We start from the raw sequence: 25,812 nt of genomic DNA on the forward strand, positions 1-25,812 counted from the left end.
GTTTTTAAACTCTTATCCCGAGCTGGGGTAAATTAAGTAGTCTATTTTGAGGCAAGAAAATCTTGTCGATAACTAGGCGAAAATTTCTTATTTAGTTGTTCTAAATAAGAAATTTTTAACGCTGTTAGCGTCAAATTGGTATTACCTTGCCTTCAGGACGTAGGGACCTTAGCGAGAGCAGGACACGGAAGCGATGCTTTTGCCTAGAACCCTCTGGCTAGACAAGGGAAATATTAAGTTGTACGTTAGCAACAACGAGTTAGAACATCCCTTATCCAAACTTCAGGGTAGTTACACGCAAATTTATGCTATTTGAAGCTATACGACACTTTTTTAATCTTTTGCGGCTTAACTTGCGTGATGTATAGATCATACACCCGCTTCATATCCAGCTCGAGTTCGGTAGCGTATGTATCTCCCACTGCGTAACTCTTCAGCACTTTTGCCCCTCTCACTAACCCATTTACTTGGCTTTTTAAGCCATCATTTTGTGCAATGGCACCTTTGACAGTCGTAGTTGATGTTAACTTTTGACCGTACAACTGTTCGGCAAGCTCTCGATATGCTTCTAGCTTTGAAACTTTAATCGCCATTAACTGTTTTTCACCAGCAGTATTTCCAGGCTGGGCACTTAACGGCGCATACCCAACAGCACGTAGCACTGGGAAAGTATCAGGCTGGACTGTCTCATATTCAATATGCTTATCGATCATGCTTGAACAACCGCCAAGCAAAACCAGAGCACAAACCATAATCCAAGCATTATTAGGACTGATGATACGCATTTTGCTTCTCTCCACTATGTATCGATGTGCTACTACTGCCCTGATACAATTCTTATTACCATCTGCTAGCATGGTAATAGTAGCAATCATTGATATGAATAATTCACTGATAAGTATTATGCACGAATCCTGCCACAATTTGGCATAGGTATTGCTGTTGTAATAAGTAGTCTTAACACTGAGTATCTGAGTATGAAAACGCAATTCGCACTGAGCCTTTCATTTATATGTATGGTATTCCACATTCCATCTCACGCAGAATGGTTTGAGGTGACTGGGGTGGCTGATATAAAAAATGGCGACCATCAGAAAGCAAAAAAGCAGGCTGTTAATGATGCCATCACCCAAGCACTACTTTTTTCTGGTGCAACCGTAAGCAGTGTGCAAACCGTCACCGACGGTGTGCTTACGCAAGATCAGTTGAAAATACGCGCTAATGGCGAAATTCAGGGTGCTAATGTAATTGCAGAATCAAGAGTGGGTGATGCTTGGCAAGTAACACTACATATCGATATCACCCCACAACAAAGTCAATGCTCTACCAGTGCATACAATAAGCAAATTGCAATAACACAAAGTCAACTCAAAAATAAGCATCAAGCTACTTTGGGTCAAATTTTTGACATTAACAAGATTGTCAGCGAGCGCCTTTATCATACCCTATCAGATCAGAATCAAAGCGTTGAACCGGTGCCCTATTTTGCTCAAAAAATAGATGTAAATCGGTTTTTTAGTCAACGATTCGATTACAACGAGCAGTTAATCGAAACAGTAACAGCAAACACAAATAGTCAGTATGTATTACTTAGTCAAATTTCAGATATTTCTAGCGTCAACAAACTCAACAACGACCTTGCATTTTGGCAAAGCGATAAGTATCTAAGGAGCTTTAAAATAGACTTTATACTGTTTGATGCTCTTTCTCATGAAAAGGTCTGGCAACAAAGGTACGGTACTCAAGGGGTATGGCCTTTTAAAAAGACCAAATTAGTTGATGTATATAGTGAACAGTTTTGGCAAACTGATTATGCGGCTGAAATTCAAACTGTATTGAACCAAGTCAGCGTCGATCTGAACTCGGCCATCGCCTGCTTACCCACCCATGGTAAAATACTGCATATTGATGACGAGCAAGTTGTGATTAACTTAGGCCGTATGCATGGGCTGGAAGAGGGTCAAGTGTTGAGCATTGCACATAGCAGCCCCCTTACTGACGCTGGTGGTAATGTCTTTATGCGTCAAGTTAAAACGTTGAATAAATTGCAAGTCATCCAAGTCAACGCCCAGACAGCTATTGCTGTAAACCAAGAACAGCGACCGTTTCACAATGTTCAAATTAATGATTTAGTTGAAATTCACATAGAGAAAGATGACCTGTTTGCCCTGTGATACCAATTTTTCAATTACGTGATGCACCTCCGGACAGGAAAGTAATATCAATGATCTTAATTAAGTGGTCTATGTTGAGACAAGAGAAGCTTGTCGGTAGCCAAGAGAGTTTTTGCTATTTAGTTGCTTTAAATAAGAAATTCTTAACGCTGTTAGCGTCAGATTTACTCCTTCTAATTGAGCAAGTTTTAAGTCAAATTGGTATTATTCTGCCATAAGATATTGTTAACTCAATTAGGGTCAGATTTACCCCTTTAAATTGAGCATGTCATCCTTTTGGTTCAGACACAGAGCGGACGTTAACGAGTGGAGAAAATTGTAACAGATAAGCCACTATTGAGATGGCGTCCCCAGTAGGAATCGAACCTACATCTAAGCCTTAGGAGGGCCTTGTTTTATCCATTAAACTATGGGGACAGCGAAGACTGTGGCACAAAATGTACCAGCAAAATTCCACTGACTGAAATTTAGTATACTGATTTTTATGAACTTTTAAAGAGTAAAATCATGCAATTATGATGCACTGCTCGATAACACCTAATTTTTAATTATCACGCTTATAGCCACACTTCAATAAACACAATCTATAATCGTATGCAATGAATAAGCTTAATTACAATGCCTTCATCTGAAGGCATTAATAATCGGAAGCTAAAAGCGGTACACCTATCTTGATGCCGTAGCCCCACCATCTAAAATAAAGTAAGGGATCGTGACTGCCGTTGTCGCTATCACTAAGTTTGTTGAAAATTCAAGAAGTCGCGCATTAACTTCTACCCCACGGGGACGATAAATCATGGTACCAGACAGAATATGACTTGGTGCTTTGACGCTCTTTAATCTTTGCGCCTCCCGTGAAAATACTAAGTCACCACTTGGCGCTACCTCTATTTTTCCCAGCGCTTTAAAGTCCAGAGCTTGATAGCCTAATTTTTGCATCTGATGAATGAGAGATTCAGCAATTTGATTACCCAGTTGATTGGTGTCACGCAAAGACTGATTGAAATTCACAAAGCTTGCCACAGCTATCGATTCAGGTTTTTGCCCCAGAATGGTGTCTGATAATTCCAACGCAATTTGACTCGCATAGTTTGCGACAGCTTTACGATGACGATAGCTAATAAAACCCATGTCTTGTGTTACTGGCGACAGGGTCGCGTCATCATTTGACTGTTCTTCCATCAGCGCATACAAAAGCTCCATATCACTGGGCTTGGTTTCAATCGGTGCAGGAGATTGCTCTTGTGTCATTTTGCATCCACCTAGCAGTGCCAATGTGGTTGCAAAAAGTACTACATTTTTCATGTTCTGCCTCCAAATTAATTGGCTTGCTCTAAGCGAATACCATCATATGAAGCACCATCTTGCAGCGCATTTACCACACTTTGTGGTAAAAACCCTTGGGCAGAACCGACAACACTCTTACTTCTCAAACCAACAACCCTGGCGTTTACCATTACCCCACCTTGGTGATTAACTAGCGTGCCACCAAGTACATATAAAAATGGATGATCATCTGATAATTCAAGAAAGTCTCTGCTAAAGATAAAATCCCCTTCAGGTGTTACGCGAATGTAATCTGTCGTTTTAAAATCAACAACAGGGATCCCAAAAGCATGTAATTCGTGAATAAAACTCTCAGCTAACTGATTACCGAGAAGCGACCCTTTATCGAACTCTTTGTCTAAGAATACAAAACTAGTTACCGCGACAGGCGTCTTTTCATTTACATGCTTCAGGTTCGTGACCATATCTTGCATGATACTTTGGACATAATGGGTCACATTCTTCCCAGCCATTTGCTGAGATATAGAAAACTGCTTTAATCCATTTGGATTACTCTGAAACATGGACGATTGTTCAAAGCCATTTCTCACTGGCTCCGTTTGTGCTGTATCTACAGCGAAAAAGTTACTCTGAGTACAGCCAACCATCAATGAAAGAGGCAAAGCCAGACTACATATTTTTTTCATTACACTCATCTCCATTAATATTGACTACGTATGATAAGACCATCTCGAGACGTGGCTCTCTCAGAGCCCCATAATGCCGATTTAGGAATACTAAGCGATGCCGCGGATAGAGCCCGACTGTGAAGTGTTTCTACAAGCCTAGCATTGACCAAATAGCTGTCACGGCTCTCAACTATCGTACCAACTACAACCAGGTCAATTTTCTGACGTTGATTAATCGCTTTTAACTCTCTGCTTAACATACTATCGGCAGAGTCACTCAAAGATAAAGCGCTTCTTAATCTGTACTCAACAACATCAGCTCCCATTTGACTCAAATGGGTTATTAATGACTCTTGTAGCGCCACACCAAGTCCACTTCCTTGCCCCACTATGACGTCATTTAATTGGTTTGCCCTAAAAAAGCTGGTCACAGCTACTGTTGAGTTCGGTTTGAAAGGTCGCACATATTGCCCAAGTTCAGCCGCTAGTTGTGCACCAAAGCCATCAAAATCTGGTAATATTTCTCGCTGCTGGGTTAGTTCTCTTTTGCCTACTTGCTCACTACTCGTGCACGCGGTAAGCCAAAATACAAAAATGAATACAAGATATTTCATTGTCGTCAGCCATCGTTGATCTTACTTACGACTAAGCAAAAATCGCGCCACATGGACGGCGCGATTTTACGAACTGTAGGAATAATTAATACCAATTTTCTTAATTAAGTGGTCTATGTTGAGGTGAGAAAATCTTGTCGATAACACCGCTTCCGCGTCCTGTTCACGCCGAGATACCTACGTCCTGTAGGCAAGGCAAAAATTTTGCTATTCAGTTGTTCTAAATAAGAAATTTTTAACGCTGTTAGCGTCAGATTTACTCCTTCAAATTGAGCAAGTATTAAGTCAAATTGGTATAAGGATGCTGGTTGTTCATTATCGTTGGTATTTCACATAAGCTTTGTTATCGCAATTGGATCCAGCGCTTGTTTCTGGTTTTCGTGGACAAGAAAGTGGCAACTAATTACCGGCTCATTTCCAGCGACTCAAAGACGAGAAAGTTTTTCTCCACCAAATGCAGTAACAAAACATGCTCGACGATGCTGTTTAAATTTGTCGCACGCATCCAGTGCTGCCGCTTTGTTCTCGAAGGCTCCCCACTTAACTCGGTATCGCGTAACGCCTTTACCATCAACTGTCTCAATCGAAAAAGTTTCTTTGCTCTTTATCAATTCAGGGAGGGTTTGTTCTAGTGTCGACGTCAACTCTAATACTTGTGTTTTGCCGTTTAACGAAGCTAGCTGAACGGCATATTTGTATTCTATTTTTTGACTATTTGTATCAATTGAGTCGTCCACACTAACCGGTTGAGCTTGTGTTTTTATTGGTTGATAACTATTTTGTTTGATGACTTCTTCTACTGCTGCCTGAGACTTGTTGGCTTGTGTAATCAAAGGAGTCTGTTTTTTAGTGGTAGTTACTTGAGCCGGTTTTGTATTTGACACGTAACCGGACAGCGCTTGAATGAGTTTTTGCAAATCTTTTTCCGCATCCAATAGCCTAGCAATTGCTACTTTATCCTCTTGCCACTGGGCAATGGCCTCTTGCATCTGCTGATATTCTTCCACTGTAATCTTTGCATAATTAACTGTTGCTTCTTCTGGCTTTGTACTCTGACACCCAGATAGAAGTGCGAGCACGCATATTATGCTGGTGATGGAAAATACTGGTTTTATCATTTAGTGTACTACCTCTAATGCTTTAACATCACAATTAATACCCTGTTCGAGCACCTGCGAACATAATGCTGTCAAGTTTTGTTTTGGATCTGAGCTAAATGCTACCCCAAGCAAATAGTGCGCTTGATCTTGAACATAAAATGGTTGGATTGATTCTATAGCTATCAATCGTGGTTTGATAAGTTGAAGATAAACTTTCAAGAAATTAAGTTCATTGAATTTACCAAGGCTTGCAACCTGTAACTGCTCTGTTTCTTTTGGAATAACGTTAATATCAACACCACTGACCACGTCCCCTCGTAAAGGTAAAGTAACCAATGTTTTTTGCGCACTTTTCAGGTTTCTTGCCTCTGTTACATCTCGGTCTAGTTTTACCTCATAGTTGCCAGGCTTTACATCTGTGAAGACATAAAAGCCATCAAACTGCGTTCGTGTTGTTGCAACTTCTTCCCCTTGCTCATCAATCAGCGCCACTTCAGTAAACGCAACTTCTTCTTTACCTTGTTTAAATACCTTACCTTCTACTTCACTAGAATAAACAATCGGGAAATCCAACCGCTCTATAAAACCGGCGCGAGGTACAATAGACTTGCCAGCATGCGCTGGGATCATAAAAGGATCGGGCAGTGAAGTCGATTGAAGCTCAATATCTGTGGCTCTATATTCGGTCAAGCCAGTTAGCAATGCAACGCCATTTTCGTCAGTAACAGCACGGCGATACGCATGTACGGCCCTTACTTCGACATCAGGTAGTAATTCATCTGTGCCGTCGAATACACTGTTATTATTCTTGTCTAAAAAGACCCGAACGACTAGCGTGCCTCGATTAGATAAAGTATTTTTGGTGGAAAATACGCTGCTAGATAGACTGTTGTATCCAAGACTAAACCTTCCAGCGACAGCAACTTGCCAATGCTGTTCACTTGAATAAGAAGCGGTGCTAAACAGACTAAAGCGTTCAAAGTTAAAGTTTGAACCAAATTCAATAGAGTCGCTGTCATCAAGCAATGAGTGAGCAAATCGCACCCGCGCTTCAATATCGTCATCTATTTGATGGGTAACGGTAGCATATATATCAGTGAAATCCGCTTCAGGATTAATCTGATAATCTGCACCAAGTCGATACCAAGTCTCGCCATGACTGCCACTAATTTGCGTCGCGCCGAATAGAGCTTCTGATTGCAGACTTTGTCGCCACGTAAGCTGATTACCAATATTCCAACGACCCAACCCATAATTTAATCGATTTACAACCTGCGTAAACCGGCCTGCAGCCGTGTCATTGACACTAAATTGTGTTCTGTGACGCAAACTCCCAAACGAGCTGTTATGTAGCCGGCCTGAGAGGTTTAGTTGATATACATTGTTGGAAACGCTATCCCCTTGAAAATTCGATCGCGTATTACGACTTATACTTGCAGTCAACGCTTGACCTAACACTCGAGTATTGCCTGAAACTTGACTTTTACTTTCACCTTCAGTGGTTGCTTCATGCTCGATATTCAACAGCCAGTTTCGAAATCCGTTATAGTAACTTCCAACAGAATAAGTAGCGGTATCATCGTCGCTCCCCATATGAGATTCAGCGCCAATATAGGTCGATAGGCCATCAGTAATACTGGTGCGATAAGTGCCTGCAACTCGCCATCCGTTATCGCCACTATTACTTTGGTTATCTAAAAGACGCTGCCCAACTTTATTTAAAGAGAATTCATACTCACCAGAGTGGGAGGACAAGTTTGGATCAAACTGGTAGACCTGCTTGGCACGAGTTAATTGACCTTGTGGGCCATATTTAACGATTTCAAATTCATTTTCACCATATTGTAGTTCAACGTCACTAAAGTCATATACACCACTCTCAATGTCTAACTCTTGCGCAAGCAACACGCCATTTTGGTATAGTTCAACATCCCACCCTTGTTGAATTTCTCCAGTGATATTGACACTACGCTTCGCTGATGAAGCGCTCATCGGTCTATTCGATAATTTAATGCCAGCAGAGAAGCCTGCTGTACTCAAACTACTGACATTAACTGGAGTGATATCACCTACTCGCACTTCAGTTGCACCAATACCTAGGAGCTCTCCCTTTTCACTTTTACGGCTAAATGTAAGGCGGTTACGTTTAAAGTGGTCATCATATTCGCCAAAGGTATAGTAATCAGCTTTCATATACGCAAACTCATGTGAGCCAAGTACGGAATAAGTCAATTCATTCTGATTTTGATTATGCCTAAAGCTTGCTTGTATATCGGCAACTGGCGCGGATAACATTTGGTAATCCGATCCAGACCTCGGGTAAAGTATCGCTCGGTCTGATTTTTCTCTGGATAACGCCCTTGACTGGCGTGCAATCTGCGCCTCAACAGGATAGGTAAACTGACTCTGCACTTGCAAGCTTTGACGTCCATAATCTACAGTGTGTGAGAAGCCAAACCATTCATTAAGTCTGTTAGACTCTATGAAAAGCTGATCTTGGTCTATATAAATATCTTCTTTCTGCAAGCTGTATTCTTGCTCATTTACAAACACAACTTGGCGAGCCAAATCAATAGCAAAGCGGTTGTCAGGATCTTTTAGCCAGCCAGATGCCCCCGCCTCATTTATTTCTATAGCAAGGCCTATCATCTGGACAAAGCTTTCCAGCTCTATCCAAAAAGAGTGTTCATTTTTTATCGCGATAAGCTCGCCAATATAATGACGCTCATTTAGGTGTGTAGATAAAAATAAATATTCGCCGACAGGAATATATAGCTCAGCTTGTGCCGCCTGTACTGGTTTCTTAATATCAGACAAGGTATTTTCGAGTTGACTAAGCACCCGCACTACCGCATTGACATCAATGTCTTGCTTCGCCTGCAAGGGGGTCACAGTAGCAATACAGCACAACGCCATTACTAGCTTACTTCTGTAGTGCATCGCTATTAACTCTTCATCATGTGATACAACAACTATGAATAACTGCGTTTATTTCAGTATTACTGCCTTTTCGGCAAAGACATGGCGCTTGTACTCCCCTGAACCAGTAAAACGGATCTCTAATATTCCTGGAGCATTTATTCGAGCGCGAGGTAATAGTGTTAGCTGTGCTTGAGCGCGTTCTAGTTCGGTATGTACCGTATAATCTGCAGTAATGGCCACTCGCTTTGCAGAAGCAACTCCTTGAGGCTTAAAAAATGCCTCAATGGTACCAAATGCACTTGCAACACCGGTTTTGGACAATCCAACGGTCACCTTATCGGTTACATCCACTGTGGTAATCGTTATGTTAGGCGTATCGATTTTATGTCGGGCCATAATAGGCAAAGAATAATTTAACGCGATATCTAATTTAATTGTTCCTTGATTACCATTTCCGTCATTTCCATTTGGTAACGCTTGAAACAGTAGATGTGAGCGATACTCTCCAGCGCCAAGTGCCCTCGGCTTTCGCAGTGCAATTTTGACTACCTGTCTTTGTCCTGGTGCCAGCCTCATTTGGCTTGGGCTGACTCTCGCCATTGAACTCAGATTTATCGCATTTTCCTCTTGGATTAGCTTATAGCCACCACTGGGTAAGGCTTGTTTTTCTTCCCATGATAAACGATAACTTTGATATACACTGGAGTTATTGAGTACGACGATTTCGGCTGTACGAGTACGCTCGTCAAATACCACTCTTGTTGGAGAAATTAATAAGTTAGCGTAAGAGAAAGTGCTAAATACAGACACAAAAACACTGAACAAAAAAACGATATACTTCATCATATTCTTTTATTTAAAACCAAATTATTAAGTAATGTATGCGTTATATAACTCATGCCCAAATGGCATCCATTTTAGATACGCGCTACCTTGTGTTCACCATTAAGCCCATATTATTGGCACATTACCTCTGTAGCATACCTATTCGCCTAATTAACTGTTCTTCATGTAGGCGATAAAACCTTCCCCATGGCTAAGCAGAAATTTTCAACGCAGCTAGCGCAAGACTTTCACTTTTAACTCAGTGGTATACATAGTTTGTTAATACTCAATTACTATACTCACTTTGCCGGTATAGCTTCCATCTACATAAGGTTGGCCATTGCCAGACGTTGCGAGTATTGCGCCTATTTTTATTTCCGCTTCCCCATATACATCGGTGAAAGCCTTATCAACTAAATTCAGACGCTTTATCAAAAAGAAGTTACTACTGTGCTGGTTTTGTATTTTTACTTCACAACGACAGTCAGAGATATAAATTTGCTTATTGGCTGGAAAGCCTTTGAGTTGCACAACCGCAGGTTCACCACGCTTGAAAATATACAACTCATTGGTGCTCGACACTTCTCCATAAGGGGTCATATTGAGTATGCTTTCCCGCGAATTTTCATAAGCAACAATAATGCCAAAATTAAGATTCTGAAGAACCTCAATTGAGCTTGCATGGCTCATACCTGAGAGCATTGTAGCAAACGCGAAAAACTTTAATCCTTTCATACCACTCAAAAAAGGCGATAAACATCATCGCCTATATCATAACTTAGTAAGATACTGTAATGGCTACCGTAGCTGAATATGTATCATCTAAATAGCTTCCACCATCTTTATCAGTACCAATAGATGCACCAACGTTGAAAGTAGCTTTACCTTCATTATTCGCTGCAATCACAAATTCGTCGTCACCATTTTTTTCAATCGCAGCGTTTGGTGTCTGGCCCTCAACCGCATATAAGGATAAGCTTAAAAGCTCAAATTTAGCCGTGTCACTCGGGCCTTCAGCTGAAACAAGCTCAATTGCTGCTACTTCTGGTGTTCCTGCATCACCATCATGGTCAACCGTTAAGGTTGGTAGTGATATTTTCATGTTGGCATAGCGAGTTACACCTGAAATTGTAAACTGCGCTGGAGAAGAGTCATCTGTTAAAATACCAATTTGAGCACCATCTTGAGAGGTTGCAGCTAGTGCTTCTGTAGAATCTGCTGGACGCGTTAAAGTTGCTTGTTTGGTGCTTTCAGCCATCGCTCGAATCGTACCAAACTTAAGATCGTTTACTTTTTCCAGTGTAAACGCATTCTGAACCGTAACACTGGCATTAAACGTTTTGTTTTGAGACGCAACAGCAACGGAAGTCACACTTAGCAAAGACAGCGTGATTAAACTAACCTTAATTTTATTTATCATTTACCTTTCCTTTACCTTCAGGTTTATTATTAGGATTTCCATTATATTTATCGGTACGATACTAAGAAACTTTAGTTATTTTTGTTATTTTTATATATATTTTACGACCTACCTAACAAACGGATAAATAAAGAACAAAACGTTCAATATTCAACCGAAACGCATTTTTCATTATATTTTTCCAGGATTTTACAAAGCACGCCCGCAGCCCTATTTGATTCCAAAGGCCCCATTTGAACAATAAAACGCTCCCCAAATGCCTTTTGCTCTGTTCTTATACTAACATTTGTAATTGTATTCAACGTGGGTAATGCTCTATTTACCCTTAATACAACTTTCTCCGCTGCTGCTTGTGTAAGCCTTGGTGTGAGTACCGCATAAAATCTCTGTGTAGTATTATCCTCAGCCCGATGAGAGACCACCGACGGGTTGCCATTCAATAGCGCATCCGAAGATGGGAGCGGCTGTTGTGCAGCTAATAGTGTAATGAGTTTATTTAAGTCGTTTTCAGACTGTAATAAGCGTTTAATTTGCTCTTTCGATTCATTCCATTCCTTGATGACTTGCTCAATTTCTTCCTGTGAATATTCAGAGGTTTTTTTGGCGATGGTTAACTCACTACTTTGTGAGCTGCAACCCAAAATCAGAAGAAAAAAAAAAGCGAGTACTGAGTGTTTTTTAACCATTAATATCTCATAAAATAAAAAAGGGAGCAAAGCTCCCATAATTAACTCACTATATAAAAGAGTATTAATTTCACACTCATTTTGCAAGCTTTGTTATAAATTGCATCAGTTCATTGGAAAATTCATCTCGACGAACAGCATGCTCTATAATCGCTTTCAAATAACCAATCTTGCTGCCACAATCATGGCTTTTACCACAAAGCGCATACGCTTGTACTTGCTCAGTTTCCATCATCATTGCTATCGCATCGGTCAATTGGATTTCTCCTCCTGCCCCTTCTGGCGTTTTTGCCAACAACGGCCAAATTGATTTGTTTAAAACATAGCGGCCAACGATGGCAAGGTTTGAAGGTGCGGTACCAGGTTTGGGTTTTTCAACCATGTTGTGCATAGATTTAGATTCGCCAGCAGCCAACATTTCACCGCCTATATCTACAATACCAAATTGTGACACAACCTCTTCCGCGACAGGCTCAACCATAACTTGACTACAACCTTGCTGCTCAAAACGTGCAATCATCTGGGCCAGATTTTCCTGTCTTAGATCAGCAGTAGCTGCATCAATTAACACATCAGGCAACATGACAACAAAAGGTTCATCGCCAATAACCGGTGCCGCACAATTGATAGCGTGTCCAAGCCCTTTGGCTTCACCTTGACGAACCTGTATCATCGTTATTCCTTTTGGACAGATAGATTGCACCTCTTCTAATAACTGTCTCTTTACCCGTTGTTCTAGCGTCGCTTCAAGTTCAAAACTAGTGTCGAAATGGTTTTCAATCGAGTTTTTACTGGAGTGAGTAACCAAGACGATCTCTTTGATCCCTGCTGCAGCGGCTTCGTCAACCACATATTGAATAAGTGGCTTATCCACTATGGGTAGCATTTCTTTTGGTATTGCTTTTGTTGCAGGCAACATTCTAGTGCCTAAGCCTGCGACTGGAATAACGGCTTTCATGTTAACTCCTAAATAGCGACTGGTGCTTTAATATGAGGATGACACTGATAATCAACCAGCTCAAAATCCTCAAATTTAAAGTCGAAAATATCCTTAACTTCAGGGTTAATTCTCATTGTTGGTTTAGGGAACGGCTTTCGGTTTAACTGCTCGTCTACCTGATCCATGTGATTCAAGTATAGGTGAGCATCGCCAAAGGTGTGAATAAAATCACCTACCTCTAGCTCGCACACTTGCGCTATCATCATTGTCAACAGCGCATAGCTCGCAATATTGAAAGGCACACCAAGGAAAATATCTGCGCTACGCTGATATAATTGACAGGATAGCTTGCCATCTAGAACATAAAATTGAAATAACGTATGGCAAGGTGGTAACGCCTGCTTGCCCATGGCAGCATTATCTTTTGGTGAGTACTGTGTGTCGGGTAACAACGCGGGGTTCCAAGCACTCACAATTAAGCGCCTAGAGTCCGGGTTGGTTTTTATTTGCTCAACCACATCTTTGATTTGATCTACAACCTCTCCGTTTGGTCCTACCCATGAGCGCCATTGACTACCATATACAGGCCCTAAGTCACCTTCATCTGTGGCCCAACCGTCCCATATTCTTACCCCATTATCGTTTAGGTATTTTATATTCGTATCACCGTTTAAAAACCATAGTAACTCATGAATAATTGAGCGTAGATGACACTTTTTGGTAGTAACTAATGGGAAGCCTTCTTGTAAGTTAAAGCGCATTTGATAACCAAACACACTGACTGTGCCCGTGCCTGTTCTGTCTTCTTTTTTAGTGCCATTGTCACGCACATGGCGCATCAGTTCTAAATATTGTTTCATTATTGCTACTCTTTAACTTTTTGCTTGTCCGGTAGGTGTCATTTTACTGTCGCGCTTGTATGCCCACACCATGAGAATGGTACCAGCTATTACCATAGGTAAAGATAGGATTTGGCCCTGCGAAATTATGCCGCCATATAAGCCAATATGGGCATCCGGCTCTCGGAAGTACTCAATAGCAAAACGAAATACACCGTATCCGGCTAAAAATAATCCTGCAACGCTGCCTGCTGGGCGAGGTTTTTTTCTGAACCAAACTAGCATAATAAATAACACTAACCCTTCAAAAAACGCTTCATATAACTGTGATGGGTGGCGCGGTTGTGGTCCACCGGTTGGAAATACAAACGCCCACGGCACGTCTGTAACTCGCCCCCATAATTCACCATTGATAAAGTTACCGATACGCCCTGCTAAGAGTCCAACCGGTACCATAGGTACCACAAAGTCACCAACTGACAAAATAGAGCGATTATGTTTAACTGCATAAATAACAATAGCTGTAATTACACCAAGCGCGCCGCCGTGGAATGACATACCACCTTGGTCAACTCGAAATAGATAAAGCGGATTCTCTATAAAGTGAGAAAATTGATAAAATAATACATAGCCGATACGACCACCTAAAATAACCCCAAGCATAGAATAAAAGACAAGATCACCAACTTGGTCTTTGTTCCAGCCAGAATTCGGCTTTTTCGCCTCTTTTGCCGCCCACCACATAGCGAACATAAAGCCGATTAAATACATTAGTCCATACCAGCGCACACTCAGCGGTCCGATGGAAAAAATCACAGGGTCTATCTGTGGAAACTGCAAAGCCATAGCCTTTCCTTAATTTATTAACATATTGCCAGCGATAATAATCAGTAACGCCGCAAACACTTTTTTAATCGTTGCCACTGGTAAATGATGCGTTGCTTTTGCACCAATAGGCGCCATAAACCAAGACGTGGCTACTATACCGACTAAAGCGGGTAAGTAGACAAAGCCTAAAAAGCCGTGTTCAATATCCACATGTTTTGCACCAGAGGCAATATAACCAAAAGAGCCAAAAATTGCGATGACGATGCCGCTCGCTGAAGCGCACCCAATCGCTTTTTTCATATCAAGTGAAAAAAAAAGTCAATAGTGGAACAATCAACGCTCCCCCACCAATACCTATCATAGCGGATAGTGCCCCCGTTACAGAGGTTAACACCGAAAGGATTGGCCCTTTTGGCATTACTCTGGTTGATTGTGCCGGTTTCCTGGAGCTCCACGCCATTTTCATCGCAATACCGATAACACTAACCACAAAAATGATTCTAACGATTTTTTCTGGTAACAATACCGCCGCAAAACCACTTCCCAGCGCGCCAAATGCAACTCCCAACATCACCCAAGGCGCAATATGCCATGGCACATTGTCATTTTTATGATGGGCCTTTGCAGAAGATGTCGAAGTAAAAATAATTGATGCAAGTGACGTCGCCACCGCGACTATGACAACTTGCTCATTGGGAATGATTGCGAACTTAGTAAGTATGACTGATAAAATCGGAACAATTAGCAAGCCTCCGCCAATTCCAAGGAGACCTGCAAGAAAACCAACGGCACAGCCAAGTAAAGCGCATAGTAAAACGATGAGTAAAATAGTGTCCATCAAAAGCTCTTCTTCTTATTGCGCGCTAATGGTAGCGTAAATAGCGTTAAGAAGCACCCTTTGCTTGATGACTGGTGTAGAGTAATTCTGCAAAGCTATGTTCAATCATAAACTCCTTTATCACTCGACGAACTTGCTTTGAAGAAGACTGTGTCAAACAGGTCTGCAACAGCGTTTCCATATCTGTTACATTAAGCCGGCGAAGTACCCATTTCACTTTGTTCAAAGATGAAATATTCATACTTAAACGGCGATATCCCATCGCTACCAGTAATATCGCACCTTCAGGCTCACCGCCGAGTTCGCCACATAAACTAAACGGCAGCTCGTGCGCTTCACATTCCTGAGCAATATGGTTCAGCACTCTAAGTACGCTAGGGTGATATGGGTCAAAAAGATCTGCCACTTGAGCATTTGTCCTATCGACGGCTAGCAGGTATTGAGTTAGGTCATTACTACCAACAGAACAGAAGTCAATTTTTGTTGCCCAGTCGGGTAATAAGTATATACTTGAGGGCACTTCGAGCATTACACCAACTTCTGGTCTATCGATTGTGTAAAATGGATCTGCCCATTCATCTTGTAGCTCAAAGCAGGCTTGGTCAATTAATGCTATCGCTTCATCAATTTCTTCACTGTGGCCCACCATAGGCAGCATAATTTGCAAATTCCCAAGACCGGCATTGGCTTTTATCATGGCTTTGATTTGGTCTAAAAATAATTCGGGATGATCGAGGGATACGCGAATACCTCGCCAACCCAGAAATGGGTTATCTTCACGTATATCGAAATAATCTAAAACTTTATCACCACCAATATCCAGCGTTCTCATCACGACAGGCTCAGGATGGTAACGCGTTAGTACCTCACGATACCAAACTTCTTGCTCTGCTTGAGTAGGAAACTGCCCTTTTTGCATAAACCACGACTCGGTTCGATATAACCCTACTCCATCACAATAGCTTGCGCTCATGGTTTCTGTAGAGAGATCAAGACCCGCGTTTAAGAGCAGGTTAATACGCTCTCCGTCAAGTGTAATTGGCGGTAAGTCATGCTCCGCTTCAAACTTATCATGGAGCATATTGTCTTTACGCTTTATTTCCACATATTCATTAACAAGCATTTGAGAAGGTGAGATATAAAGACGGCCGGAGTACGCATCCATAATCATGGACTTACCATCAAACTGTAGTAAGGGAATGTCTTCGATCCCCCAAATAGCAGGCACTCCCATGGCACGAGTTAAAATAGACGCATGTGAATTGACTGAACCGTGAACACTCACCACGCCTTTTAGTTTTTCTTTTGGTACTTGGGCCAGCATTGTTGGTGTTAAAGTGTGTGCAATTATAATCGTATTGTCTGGATACTGCTTGATGACTTGTTCTGTTGATACCAAATGTTGAAGTACCCGTAAACCAATATCTTTTACATCTATCGCGCGCTCTTTGATATAAGGGTCGCTCATCCTATCAAACTGTGCTACCAGTTTTTCAATCACTATTTTTAGCGCTGTTTTGGCATTCCAACCTCGCTCAATCTCGGACTCAACCTGTGTCCCTAAACTTCTCGCGTCTAACAGTTGTTGGTACACTTCAAAGACAGCGACAGCTTCTTTGGGGATATCGTCGCTCAGTGTTTTCGCTAAAATATGAAATTCTTGACGAGTAGCCGCTACAGCTTGATGAAATAACTGAATTTGCTGTTGGCTATTATCACAATGCTGCGCTTCGATACTTTTGAAGTCTATGTGAGGCAACACAACATAACCTGACCCCAGAGCAATGCCCGGGGCACTAGAAACCCCTTTCAAGACAGATGTTCGATGACTACTTGCATCTTGCTGTAATAACGTCTGAATTTCTGCGTTTGCGAGCACAGAGGCCAATTGTGCTGAGAGCGTGATCAAAAAAGACTCTTCGTCGTGGCTAAATACGCGAGCGATTTTCTGCTGCACCACAATGACTCCAAGCACTTTACGTTGATGAACCACAGGAACAGACAAAAAAGCGTTGTAGCCTTCTTCATTTACTTCGGGGGAGAGTTTAAATCTCGGGTGAGATTGAGCATGCGCAACATTGATAGGTTCTTCACGCTGAGCAACAAGGCCAACCAGGCCTTCTGTAAATCCCATTCGGAATTGCCCGATTGCTTCAGGATTTAACCCATCTGTAGCCATCAAGATAAAATTGTCTTGACTATAATCTGCAAAATAAACTGAGCAGCACTCAGTGTGCATAGCCTCTTTAACCATAGTAACAAAGCAATTTAACGCGCTTTGTAGGTCACTTTGCTGTGCCACTGATTCAGCAATCGATCTCAACGTTGCTAACACTTGCTGCTCCTTAAGTTTACCGCTTATTGCGCCAGAACTCTTTTTGCCCATGTGATTCACGCTTGCCAAATGGCATTGCGAATGGAGCAAACTCTTTCATAACACGTCGATAAACATCACGTTTAAACGATACTACTTGGCGGACTGGATACCAATAGCTCACCCAGCGCCAGTCATCGAACTCAGGATGATGGGTTCGTAATAAATCTACATCCTCATCCTTGCACCTCAGCTTCAACAAAAACCACTTTTGCTTTTGCCCAATGCAGACCGGACTTGAATCTCTTCTAATTAACCTTTTCGGTAGTTTGTAACGTAACCAATGTTTAGAACTTGCTACAATTTCAACATCTTCTGGCCTAAGCCCAACTTCTTCATGAAGTTCACGATACATCGTTTGCTCAGGCGTTTCCCCTTGATCTATTCCACCTTGAGGAAATTGCCAAGAGTGTTGTCCGTAACGACGGGCCCAAAATACCTGCCCCTGATTATTACAAATCACTATTCCGACATTGGCACGAAACCCTTCGGCATCAATCACCTTAGTGCCTCATTTATAAGTCGATTTCTAATGATTGTTCCACAACTCCTGCGTCACGGCAAATTTAATTCCTTACTATACCTAAATTATCTCAGCATATTCTCAACTTACCCACAACTTGTGCATAACCCGATCAATTATCGTTTAAATTACCAACAAACACATAGTTACACACTTTAAATCTTATGTTTTCCACATATTCTGTGGATAATTATGTTTATAGCCCTGTATTTATCCAAAGAACTGACAATTCTACTAAGTTGACAACCTACAACTTTAAAAATAATCCTATATTTATCATGGTGATAGCTATTATACATACAGAAGTTCATGCGGCTATTTAAATCCACAATCAAATTGAGTGTAAATTAACCAACTTACTTCGTCTTATGATTTCATTTATAATGATGCTTTCACCACATATTGGAGAATCACTTGTCATTCGTTACGCCACCGCACTCTGTAGGGGAGCTTATGCAGCGTGTTGATAACATCGCTGGCTTAACATTAGGTGAGCTTGCTGAGCAATTATCCTTTAAAACACCTCAAGACTTACTTAGAGAAAAAGGATGGGTTGGGCAACTGGTTGAAGCCGCCTTGGGTGCCAGCGCCGGCTCCAAACCTATTCCCGATTTTGAATATATTGGTGTCGAGCTGAAAACATTACCAATTAGTTATCATGGTAAACCTCTAGAGACAACCTACGTCTCCGTTGTACCACTCACTCAGTTAACCGGGCTAACATGGTACAACTCAACAGTAAAAAAGAAGCTTTCTCACGTCCTTTGGTTACCTATATTAGCTGAGAGAGATATTCCTGTGGTGGAACGAGTTATCGGGCAAGGTTTTTTGTGGCAACCAAGTCCAGTTCAAGAACAGCAGATTCGTAGAGACTGGGAAGAGCAAATTGAATTAATCGCAACGGGCAACGTAGATCAAATATCTGGACACCTGGGCGAAGTCATGCAAATAAGGCCAAAGGCAGCGAACGCAAAAGCACTTACAGATGCTATTGGTCCGAATGGAAAGTGCATCCAAACACTCCCTAGAGGATTTTACTTAAAAACTAATTTTACCCAATCAATACTCGCTCAAGAGTTTAGCGCTTAAGCAGCTGCATTTGCTGAGCGTTCAGAATATACCAATTATCTTAATTAAGTAGTCTATTTTGAGACGAGGAAATCTTGTCGATAACCAGACAAAAATTTTGCTATTTAGTTGTTCTAAATAAGAAATTTTAACGCGGTTAGCGTCAGATTTACTCCTTCAAATTGAGCAAGTACTAAGTCAAATTAGTATTATGCTCGAGCGCCTCAAGTCAAAATAGTAATAGACTACCTGAAGCTCATATCGAGCATACGACTGTTGACTTTTCGAACAAAAAATGAAAGTGTAAAAATTAATCGAGCCTTGATCGCTAACCTGTAAATTAAAATAGCATTACAGCCTCGATTGACGCTTATATTTCTATTGAAGGAAAACGATAATGAAATTAAAGTTCAACAAGAAATCAATTAAAGAACTCAGTGTAACTGGCACAATGTCAAAAAAAATGACACCTATGGTCGCAGGAGGTAATGATCTCGGGATGACAGATGGCGCCTGCAACTCAGACCAAATATGTTGGACGTTTAGAAACGGTCAAGCAAATTGTCAAATTTGGAATGACGAGCGTTAGAAATAAAAACGCAGTCCTGTGACTGGCGTTTTTAAAATTAACAGAGCAGTTGCTACTTACTGCCCTTTGATTTCACTACGACCTTTATAAATGGCTTTTTCACCTAGTGCTTCTTCAATACGTAGTAACTGGTTGTATTTCGCTACGCGATCTGAACGACAAAGTGAACCCGTCTTGATTTGACCAGCCGCTGTAGCTACCGCTAAATCTGCAATCGTCGCATCCTCTGTCTCACCAGAGCGGTGTGAAATGACAGCAGTAAAGCCTGCATCTTGTGCCATTTTGATAGCATCAAGCGTTTCAGACAGCGAACCGATCTGGTTAAATTTGATCAAGATTGAGTTACCAATACTTTCTTCAATACCACGCTTTAGGATCTTAGTGTTAGTAACAAAGAGGTCATCACCTACTAGCTGGACTTTATCACCAATTTTATCCGTGAGAATTTTCCAACCAGCCCAATCGCTTTCATCGAGGCCATCTTCGATTGATACAATTGGGTAGCGTGCAGCAAGATCAGCCAAGAAGCCAGCAAAACCTTCTGAGTCGAATGTTTTACCTTCGCCTTTTAAGTCATACTTGCCATCTACATAAAACTCAGATGCAGCACAGTCAAGTGCTAGCGTGACGTCTTTGTTCATTTCATAGCCAGCCGCAGCAACCGCTTCAACAATCACTTCCAGCGCTTCTTCGTTTGATTTAAGATCTGGTGCAAAACCACCTTCATCACCAACCGCTGTGTTTAGACCACGAGACTTAAGTACTTTTTTCAGGCTGTGGAAAATTTCGGCGCCCATGCGTAACGCTTCACGAAAGCTTTTTGCACCGACAGGTTGAACCATAAACTCTTGAATATCAACGTTGTTATCCGCATGCTCACCACCATTGATGATATTCATCATAGGAACTGGCATTGAGTATTGGCCTGCTGTACCGTTAATGTCTGCAATATGCTCGTATAGTGCAACACCTTTATCTTGTGCTGCAGCTTTTGCTGTTGCTAGAGATACTGCAAGAATGGCGTTAGCACCTAGTTTTTCTTTGTTTTCAGTGCCATCTAAATCTAACATAATTTGGTCGATTGCACGTTGCTCAAGCGCATTTTGACCTTCAAGTGCTGCCGCGATTTCGTTATTTACGTAGTTTACCGCAGTTAAGACACCTTTACCTAAGTAACGAGTTTTATCTCCGTCACGTAGCTCTAGTGCTTCACGGGTACCCGTAGATGCACCTGATGGCGCACATGCACGACCCCATGCACCTGATTCTAGGTGTACGTCCGCTTCTACTGTTGGGTTACCGCGTGAGTCCATAACTTCACGGCCAATCACTCTAACGATTTTTGACATCTTGATTCCTCTTATTCCCAAAGTGGTGTGTGTTGCACTGCTTTGTTGCAGGCGAATATTAGGGTCAATAAACCCACTTTACAGTTTGCCCTATCTCTGCTGCGTCGCAAAGTGAAGAATTTACACGTATCACATTGAGGCGCGGGCAGATAAGAAAAGGCTTGGCGACAAACACTTAATTAGTGCCTGTGGCAAAACCTTCTGCTACAAAAAAGCCGTGCAAGAGCACGGCTTTTTCTTAGTTATGAAGACGCCTTTTGGTGGCTGTGTGCCGCCGCTACAAAGCCTTCAAATAATGGGTGACCATCTCGAGGCGTTGATGTGAACTCAGGGTGGAACTGAGCTGCAATAAACCAAGGGTGATCTTTATTTTCGATAATTTCAACTAGCTTTTTGTCTTCTGAAAGACCGGTGAATTGCAAACCTGCTTTTTCAAGTTCGCTAACATAGTTGTTGTTCACTTCATAGCGGTGACGGTGACGTTCAACGATTTCGGCATTACCGTAAACTTCGCGCACTTTAGAGCCTTCTTTCAAGTGACAAAGTTGTGCACCAAGACGCATTGTACCGCCCAAGTCAGAGTTTTCGGTACGCACTTCAATCTTACCATCAGCATCTAACCACTCAGTAATAAGGCCAACAACTGGGTGCGGACTTTCCAGATCAAACTCTGTCGAGTTAGCACCGGTAAGACCCGCAACGTTGCGCGCATATTCAATCAGCGCAACCTGCATACCTAAACAAATACCTAAATATGGTACATTGTTCTCACGGGCATATTTAGCAGCTAAAATCTTACCTTCTACACCACGGTTGCCAAACCCACCAGGGACTAAGATGGCATCAAGGTGCTCAAGTAATTCAGTACCTTTGCTTTCGATATCCTGTGAATCAACATATTCAATGTTAACCGTTAAACGGTTTTTCAAACCCGCATGTTTTAATGCTTCGTTTACAGATTTATAAGCATCTGGCAATTCGATGTATTTGCCCACCATTCCGATAGTCACTTCACCGGTTGGGTTAGACTCTTGATATAATACTTGTTCCCACTCAGATAAATCCGCCTCTGGACACTCAAGATAGAAGCGACGGCAGATAATATCATCTAGCTCTTGCGACTTTAAGAGCGCTGGGATCTTATAGATACTGTCAACGTCTTGCAGAGAAATAACTGCCTTTTCTTCAACGTTCGTGAACAGTGCAATCTTCGCACGCTCATTCGCAGGTAATTTACGGTCTGAACGACAGATCAAAATATCAGGTTGAATGCCAATTGAGCGAAGCTCTTTTACAGAATGCTGTGTGGGCTTAGTTTTAACTTCGCCCGCAGGGCCTAAGAAAGGCACTAACGTTAAGTGCATAAACAAAGCACTTTCACGACCAAGCTCAGTCCCTAATTGGCGAATTGCTTCTAGGAAAGGTTGTGATTCAATATCACCAACTGTGCCACCGATCTCAACAATAGCAACATCATGGCCTTCTGCACCTTCAAGTACACGGCGCTTAATGTCGTTTGTGATGTGAGGAATAACCTGAATAGTAGCACCTAGGTACTCACCTCTGCGCTCTTTACGTAACACATCTTCAAATACACGGCCTTGTGTAAAGTTGTTACGCTTGGTCATTTTGGTACGAATAAAACGCTCATAGTGGCCAAGGTCAAGGTCTGTTTCCGCGCCGTCCTCGGTTACGAATACTTCACCGTGCTGGATAGGGCTCATTGTCCCAGGGTCAACATTGATGTAAGGATCTAACTTTAAAATCGTTACTTTTAAGCCACGTGCTTCTAAAATAGCGGCCAAAGAAGCAGCTGCAATACCTTTACCCAAGGAGGATACTACTCCGCCCGTTACGAAGATAAATTTTGTACTCATGCGAACCCTAGAAATTTCAGGAAAATTGGAATTTAAATAAGAATCAAGACGGGGCGATAGTATAGCAAAAGGCCCCAAGTCATTCCAGCTAAAAATGACTCAGGTCTACAATATATTTAGCCAAAGGTACTACGACTCTGCGATCGACATCCTATTTACAACCGCGTTGACGGCGCTTCACCGTTTCCCATGCAGCATCCATTTGTGCTAAATTCGCTTCTTCTAGTGTAAGTGATGACTCATTAAGCACCGATTCTATTTGCACAAAACGGTGTTTAAATTTTTCATTTGCTTGGCGAAGTAATTGTTCAGGGTCTCTCTTAATGTGGCGGCTTACGTTTACGGTAGCAAACAGCAAATCCCCTATTTCTTCAGCCGTATGTTCAGACAATGGGTCAACCTGCAGAGCTTCATTTACTTCAGCAATTTCTTCTTGCACTTTGTCCCACGCACCGTGATAACTCGGCCAATCAAATCCAAGCTTAGCAGCTCGTTTTTGGGTTTTATAAGCTTTGGTTAATGCCGGCAGGCTACTTGGAATATCAGCCGCAAATTCATCAGTTGGTCGCCTTGATTTCTCTTGCTGCTTTATTTTGTGCCATTGCTCCTCAAGTTCCGCATCTGTGAGCTTTTCTTTTTTTGCAAACACGTGAGGATGACGTCTGACTAACTTTTCATTCAGCGTCTGCACTATATCTGCAAAATCAAATAGCCCCTGTTCTTTACCCAACTGCGCATAGAATATGACTTGAAATAGTAAATCACCCAGCTCTTCTTTTAGGTGAACAAAATCATCACGCTCAATAGCATCAGCAACCTCATGTGCTTCTTCTAATGTATGAGGCACAATAGAGTTAAACGTTTGCTGTTTATCCCAGTCACAACCTGTGTCAGAGTCGCGCAGCTGCGTCATAATCTGCAACAGTTTCTCAATATCAGGGACAACATTGGATTTAGAGTCGCTTGGCATCGAATACCCCTTCAATCTGCATCAACTTGGTCAGCAACCGGTGCATCGCGGACAAATCATCTACTTCAACTTTCATCATAAACACAGCAACATTCTTATCATCTTGTGTTTGTACATTCATGTTAAGTACGTTAACTTTTTCATTTGCAAGCACTGAGCTGATATCTCTGATCAATCCTTGGCGATCATGTGCTTCTATCTTCAAAGTAATAGAATAAGCGGCTTTAACATTATCAGACCAACTTACTGCGATCTCTCGCTCAGGATGCTTATCACTAATATGCGCGAATGACTCACAATCTGAACGATGTACCGCGATGCCGCGACCTTGAGTAATGTACCCAACAATGTCATCTCCTGGAACCGGCTCACAACACTTAGCCATATGACTCATCAAACTTCCCACACCATCAACTACGACCGCATTTTTGTCACCTTTGCTTTGCTTTGGTGAGGAAATTTTTAATTTAGGAGTATCTTCAGGTTTGTCCTGTACATAATTAAGAAATTGATTGATCCGAACGTCACCTGCTCCAATCGCTACCATTAAGTCATCTAATTCTTTAAAATTAAAACGTGCAATAGCAGGTTCTAAGTCTTTATAAGTAATATCTAACTTTTGCAGGTGACTATCTAAAAGCTCTTTGCCCGCTTGAAGGTTTTTATCTCGATCTTGCTGTTTAAACCAATGATGAATTTTACTGCGTGCTCTTGAAGAATGAATATAACCTAGCGATGGGTTTAACCAATCTCGACTTGGTGACGCATTCTTTTGAGTGAGGATCTCGACTTGATCGCCAGTACGTAGGGTGTAAGTGAAAGGTACGATTTTGCCAAATACTTTTGCTCCAATACAGCGGTGCCCCACATTTGAGTGAATATAATACGCAAAATCAAGAGGCGTCGCCCCCAGTGGTAAATCAAAGATATCGCCTTTTGGCGTAAAGACATAAACACGGTCTTCAACAACCTGGTTTTTCAATTCATCCGCAATTTCACTGCCATCAACCACCTCTTCTTGCCACTGCAACAATTTGCGTAGCCAGCTGATCTTCTGCTCATATCCTGAATTTCGACCTGGCAACGCGCCTTCTTTATACATCCAGTGCGCTGCAACCCCAAGCTCAGCATCTCGATGCATGGCTTCAGTTCTAATTTGAATTTCTACAGTTTTGCCTTCTGGCCCAAACACGACGGTATGGATTGATTGATAACCATTTTGCTTTGGTGTCGCAATATAATCATCAAACTCTTTGTTTAAATGCCGCCAGCTGGTATGAACAATGCCCAGTGCTGCATAACAGTCTTGGATCTCATCAACCACGACACGCATTGCTCTGATGTCAAACAGCTGCTCAAATTCGTAGCTCTTTTGTACCATTTTTTTATAGATACTATAAATATGCTTCGGACGACCATACACCTGCGCTTTAACACCGGCATCCGCAAGCTTTTGCGCCACCGAGCTGACCATATTTTCCATATAGGCTTCACGGTCTAAGCGCTTGTCCGAGAGCTTTTTGGCGATCGATTTATAAGTATCAGGGTGCAGGTATCTGAAAGATAAGTCTTCGAGTTCCCACTTCAGCTGTCCAATCCCTAACCGGTTAGCGAGAGGCGCAAAAATATTAGCAGCTGCTTTGGCTGCAACCACTCGCTCTTCTTCAGATGCTTTTTTTACCGCACGTAAATGACAGATTTGCTCCGCGAGCTTGATGACCACCGCTCTGACATCTTCAACCATAGAAAGTAACATACGACGAATGTTATCTACTTGCACTTTCCCTGAGCTTTGATGCGCAAGCGTACTAATGGTTTCCATATTTTCGACTCCCTTTAACAGGAGGGAAATATTATTTCCTAATTCTTCTTCAACCTGCTCAACAGAGAGCGTACCTGCAACAAAATAGGGAGTTAAAAA

General features: G+C 41.9%; 22 protein-coding genes, 1 tRNA gene and 1 pseudogene. 3 read left to right on the forward strand and 21 right to left on the reverse strand.

Features of this window, described 5'->3' with window-relative positions; translation table 11 throughout:
• Nucleotides 1–308 precede the first annotated feature (308 nt).
• Nucleotides 309–785 (reverse strand): LPP20 family lipoprotein, encoded by a 477-nt coding sequence (locus tag D9603_RS17965; protein ID WP_128732337.1) that lies wholly within the window; start codon nucleotides 783–785, stop codon nucleotides 309–311.
• A gap of 192 nt (nucleotides 786–977) precedes the next feature.
• Here D9603_RS17965 and D9603_RS17970 point away from each other — a divergent pair, with 192 nt between their 5' ends.
• A complete protein-coding gene (locus D9603_RS17970) occupies nucleotides 978–2,174 on the forward strand; it encodes a flagellar assembly protein T N-terminal domain-containing protein (protein ID WP_128732338.1) in 1,197 nt (398 codons plus the stop codon).
• Between the two features lie 342 nt (nucleotides 2,175–2,516).
• On the opposite strand, the gene D9603_RS17980 is transcribed toward D9603_RS17970, so the two are convergent.
• The 16 genes and pseudogenes from D9603_RS17980 to rppH all read right to left on the reverse strand — a co-directional run bounded on the left by D9603_RS17980 (nucleotide 2,517) and on the right by rppH (nucleotide 18,017).
• Nucleotides 2,517–2,591: transfer RNA gene (locus D9603_RS17980), tRNA-Arg, on the reverse strand.
• A 249-nt stretch (nucleotides 2,592–2,840) separates the two neighbouring features.
• On the reverse strand, nucleotides 2,841–3,479 hold the full coding sequence (locus D9603_RS17985) for a FlgO family outer membrane protein (protein WP_128732340.1): 639 nt from the start codon (nucleotides 3,477–3,479) through the stop codon (nucleotides 2,841–2,843).
• A 14-nt stretch (nucleotides 3,480–3,493) separates the two neighbouring features.
• Nucleotides 3,494–4,147, reverse strand: a complete 654-nt coding sequence (locus D9603_RS17990) for a FlgO family outer membrane protein (protein WP_128732341.1) — start codon at nucleotides 4,145–4,147, stop codon at nucleotides 3,494–3,496.
• Nucleotides 4,148–4,161: 14 nt separating this feature from the next.
• A complete protein-coding gene (locus D9603_RS17995; RefSeq protein ID WP_128732342.1) occupies nucleotides 4,162–4,743 on the reverse strand; it encodes a FlgO family outer membrane protein in 582 nt (193 codons plus the stop codon).
• 425 nt (nucleotides 4,744–5,168) lie between these two features.
• Nucleotides 5,169–5,861: an SPOR domain-containing protein gene (locus tag D9603_RS18000; protein ID WP_128732343.1), complete on the reverse strand. Its 693-nt coding sequence runs from the start codon at nucleotides 5,859–5,861 to the stop codon at nucleotides 5,169–5,171.
• Complete coding sequence (locus D9603_RS18005) at nucleotides 5,862–8,783, reverse strand: SdrD B-like domain-containing protein (protein ID WP_128732344.1); 2,922 nt, start codon at nucleotides 8,781–8,783, stop codon at nucleotides 5,862–5,864.
• 48 nt (nucleotides 8,784–8,831) lie between these two features.
• Nucleotides 8,832–9,611 carry a fimbria/pilus periplasmic chaperone gene (locus D9603_RS18010; protein WP_128732345.1) on the reverse strand — a complete coding sequence of 260 codons (780 nt, stop codon included), beginning with the start codon at nucleotides 9,609–9,611 and terminating at the stop codon, nucleotides 8,832–8,834.
• 258 nt (nucleotides 9,612–9,869) lie between these two features.
• Nucleotides 9,870–10,325: a DUF4402 domain-containing protein gene (locus D9603_RS18015; RefSeq protein WP_128732346.1), complete on the reverse strand. Its 456-nt coding sequence runs from the start codon at nucleotides 10,323–10,325 to the stop codon at nucleotides 9,870–9,872.
• A gap of 43 nt (nucleotides 10,326–10,368) precedes the next feature.
• Complete coding sequence (locus tag D9603_RS18020) at nucleotides 10,369–11,010, reverse strand: DUF4402 domain-containing protein (protein ID WP_128732347.1); 642 nt, start codon at nucleotides 11,008–11,010, stop codon at nucleotides 10,369–10,371.
• 143 nt (nucleotides 11,011–11,153) lie between these two features.
• On the reverse strand, nucleotides 11,154–11,735 hold the full coding sequence (locus D9603_RS18025) for a hypothetical protein (protein ID WP_128732348.1): 582 nt from the start codon (nucleotides 11,733–11,735) through the stop codon (nucleotides 11,154–11,156).
• 37 nt (nucleotides 11,736–11,772) lie between these two features.
• Nucleotides 11,773–12,654 carry a UTP--glucose-1-phosphate uridylyltransferase GalU gene (gene galU, locus D9603_RS18030; protein ID WP_128732349.1) on the reverse strand — a complete coding sequence of 294 codons (882 nt, stop codon included), beginning with the start codon at nucleotides 12,652–12,654 and terminating at the stop codon, nucleotides 11,773–11,775.
• Nucleotides 12,655–12,662: 8 nt separating this feature from the next.
• Nucleotides 12,663–13,496 carry a thymidylate synthase gene (locus tag D9603_RS18035; RefSeq protein ID WP_128732350.1) on the reverse strand — a complete coding sequence of 278 codons (834 nt, stop codon included), beginning with the start codon at nucleotides 13,494–13,496 and terminating at the stop codon, nucleotides 12,663–12,665.
• A 12-nt stretch (nucleotides 13,497–13,508) separates the two neighbouring features.
• Nucleotides 13,509–14,321, reverse strand: a complete 813-nt coding sequence (gene lgt / locus D9603_RS18040; RefSeq protein WP_125254280.1) for a prolipoprotein diacylglyceryl transferase — start codon at nucleotides 14,319–14,321, stop codon at nucleotides 13,509–13,511.
• A gap of 9 nt (nucleotides 14,322–14,330) precedes the next feature.
• Nucleotides 14,331–15,141: pseudogene (locus D9603_RS18045) on the reverse strand (sulfite exporter TauE/SafE family protein).
• A gap of 46 nt (nucleotides 15,142–15,187) precedes the next feature.
• Nucleotides 15,188–17,476 (reverse strand): phosphoenolpyruvate--protein phosphotransferase, encoded by a 2,289-nt coding sequence (gene ptsP / locus D9603_RS18050; protein WP_128732351.1) that lies wholly within the window; start codon nucleotides 17,474–17,476, stop codon nucleotides 15,188–15,190.
• Between the two features lie 16 nt (nucleotides 17,477–17,492).
• Nucleotides 17,493–18,017, reverse strand: coding sequence for an RNA pyrophosphohydrolase (rppH, locus tag D9603_RS18055; protein WP_125254277.1), 525 nt, complete (start codon nucleotides 18,015–18,017; stop codon nucleotides 17,493–17,495).
• A 435-nt stretch (nucleotides 18,018–18,452) separates the two neighbouring features.
• Between rppH and mutH the strand changes: the two genes are divergently transcribed.
• Nucleotides 18,453–19,127: a DNA mismatch repair endonuclease MutH gene (mutH, locus tag D9603_RS18060; protein ID WP_128732352.1), complete on the forward strand. Its 675-nt coding sequence runs from the start codon at nucleotides 18,453–18,455 to the stop codon at nucleotides 19,125–19,127.
• A 376-nt stretch (nucleotides 19,128–19,503) separates the two neighbouring features.
• Complete coding sequence (locus D9603_RS18065) at nucleotides 19,504–19,695, forward strand: hypothetical protein (RefSeq protein WP_128732353.1); 192 nt, start codon at nucleotides 19,504–19,506, stop codon at nucleotides 19,693–19,695.
• 56 nt (nucleotides 19,696–19,751) lie between these two features.
• On the opposite strand, the gene eno is transcribed toward D9603_RS18065, so the two are convergent.
• The 4 genes from eno to relA all read right to left on the reverse strand — a co-directional run.
• The gene (gene eno / locus D9603_RS18070; protein ID WP_125254274.1) at nucleotides 19,752–21,044 is read right to left on the reverse strand and encodes a phosphopyruvate hydratase; all 1,293 of its coding nucleotides are present in this window, start codon (nucleotides 21,042–21,044) and stop codon (nucleotides 19,752–19,754) included.
• Between the two features lie 242 nt (nucleotides 21,045–21,286).
• Complete coding sequence (locus D9603_RS18080; protein ID WP_128732354.1) at nucleotides 21,287–22,921, reverse strand: CTP synthase; 1,635 nt, start codon at nucleotides 22,919–22,921, stop codon at nucleotides 21,287–21,289.
• Between the two features lie 151 nt (nucleotides 22,922–23,072).
• The gene (gene mazG, locus D9603_RS18085) at nucleotides 23,073–23,891 is read right to left on the reverse strand and encodes a nucleoside triphosphate pyrophosphohydrolase (protein WP_128732355.1); all 819 of its coding nucleotides are present in this window, start codon (nucleotides 23,889–23,891) and stop codon (nucleotides 23,073–23,075) included.
• Nucleotides 23,875–25,812 (reverse strand): GTP diphosphokinase (gene relA, locus D9603_RS18090; RefSeq protein ID WP_128732356.1); only part of this gene is annotated, 1,938 nt, incomplete at its 5' end. The genes relA and mazG, both read right to left, overlap by 17 nt.

This window comes from Pseudoalteromonas sp. PS5, from assembly GCF_004103255.1.
In the GTDB taxonomy this organism is placed as follows: domain Bacteria; phylum Pseudomonadota; class Gammaproteobacteria; order Enterobacterales; family Alteromonadaceae; genus Pseudoalteromonas; species Pseudoalteromonas peptidolytica.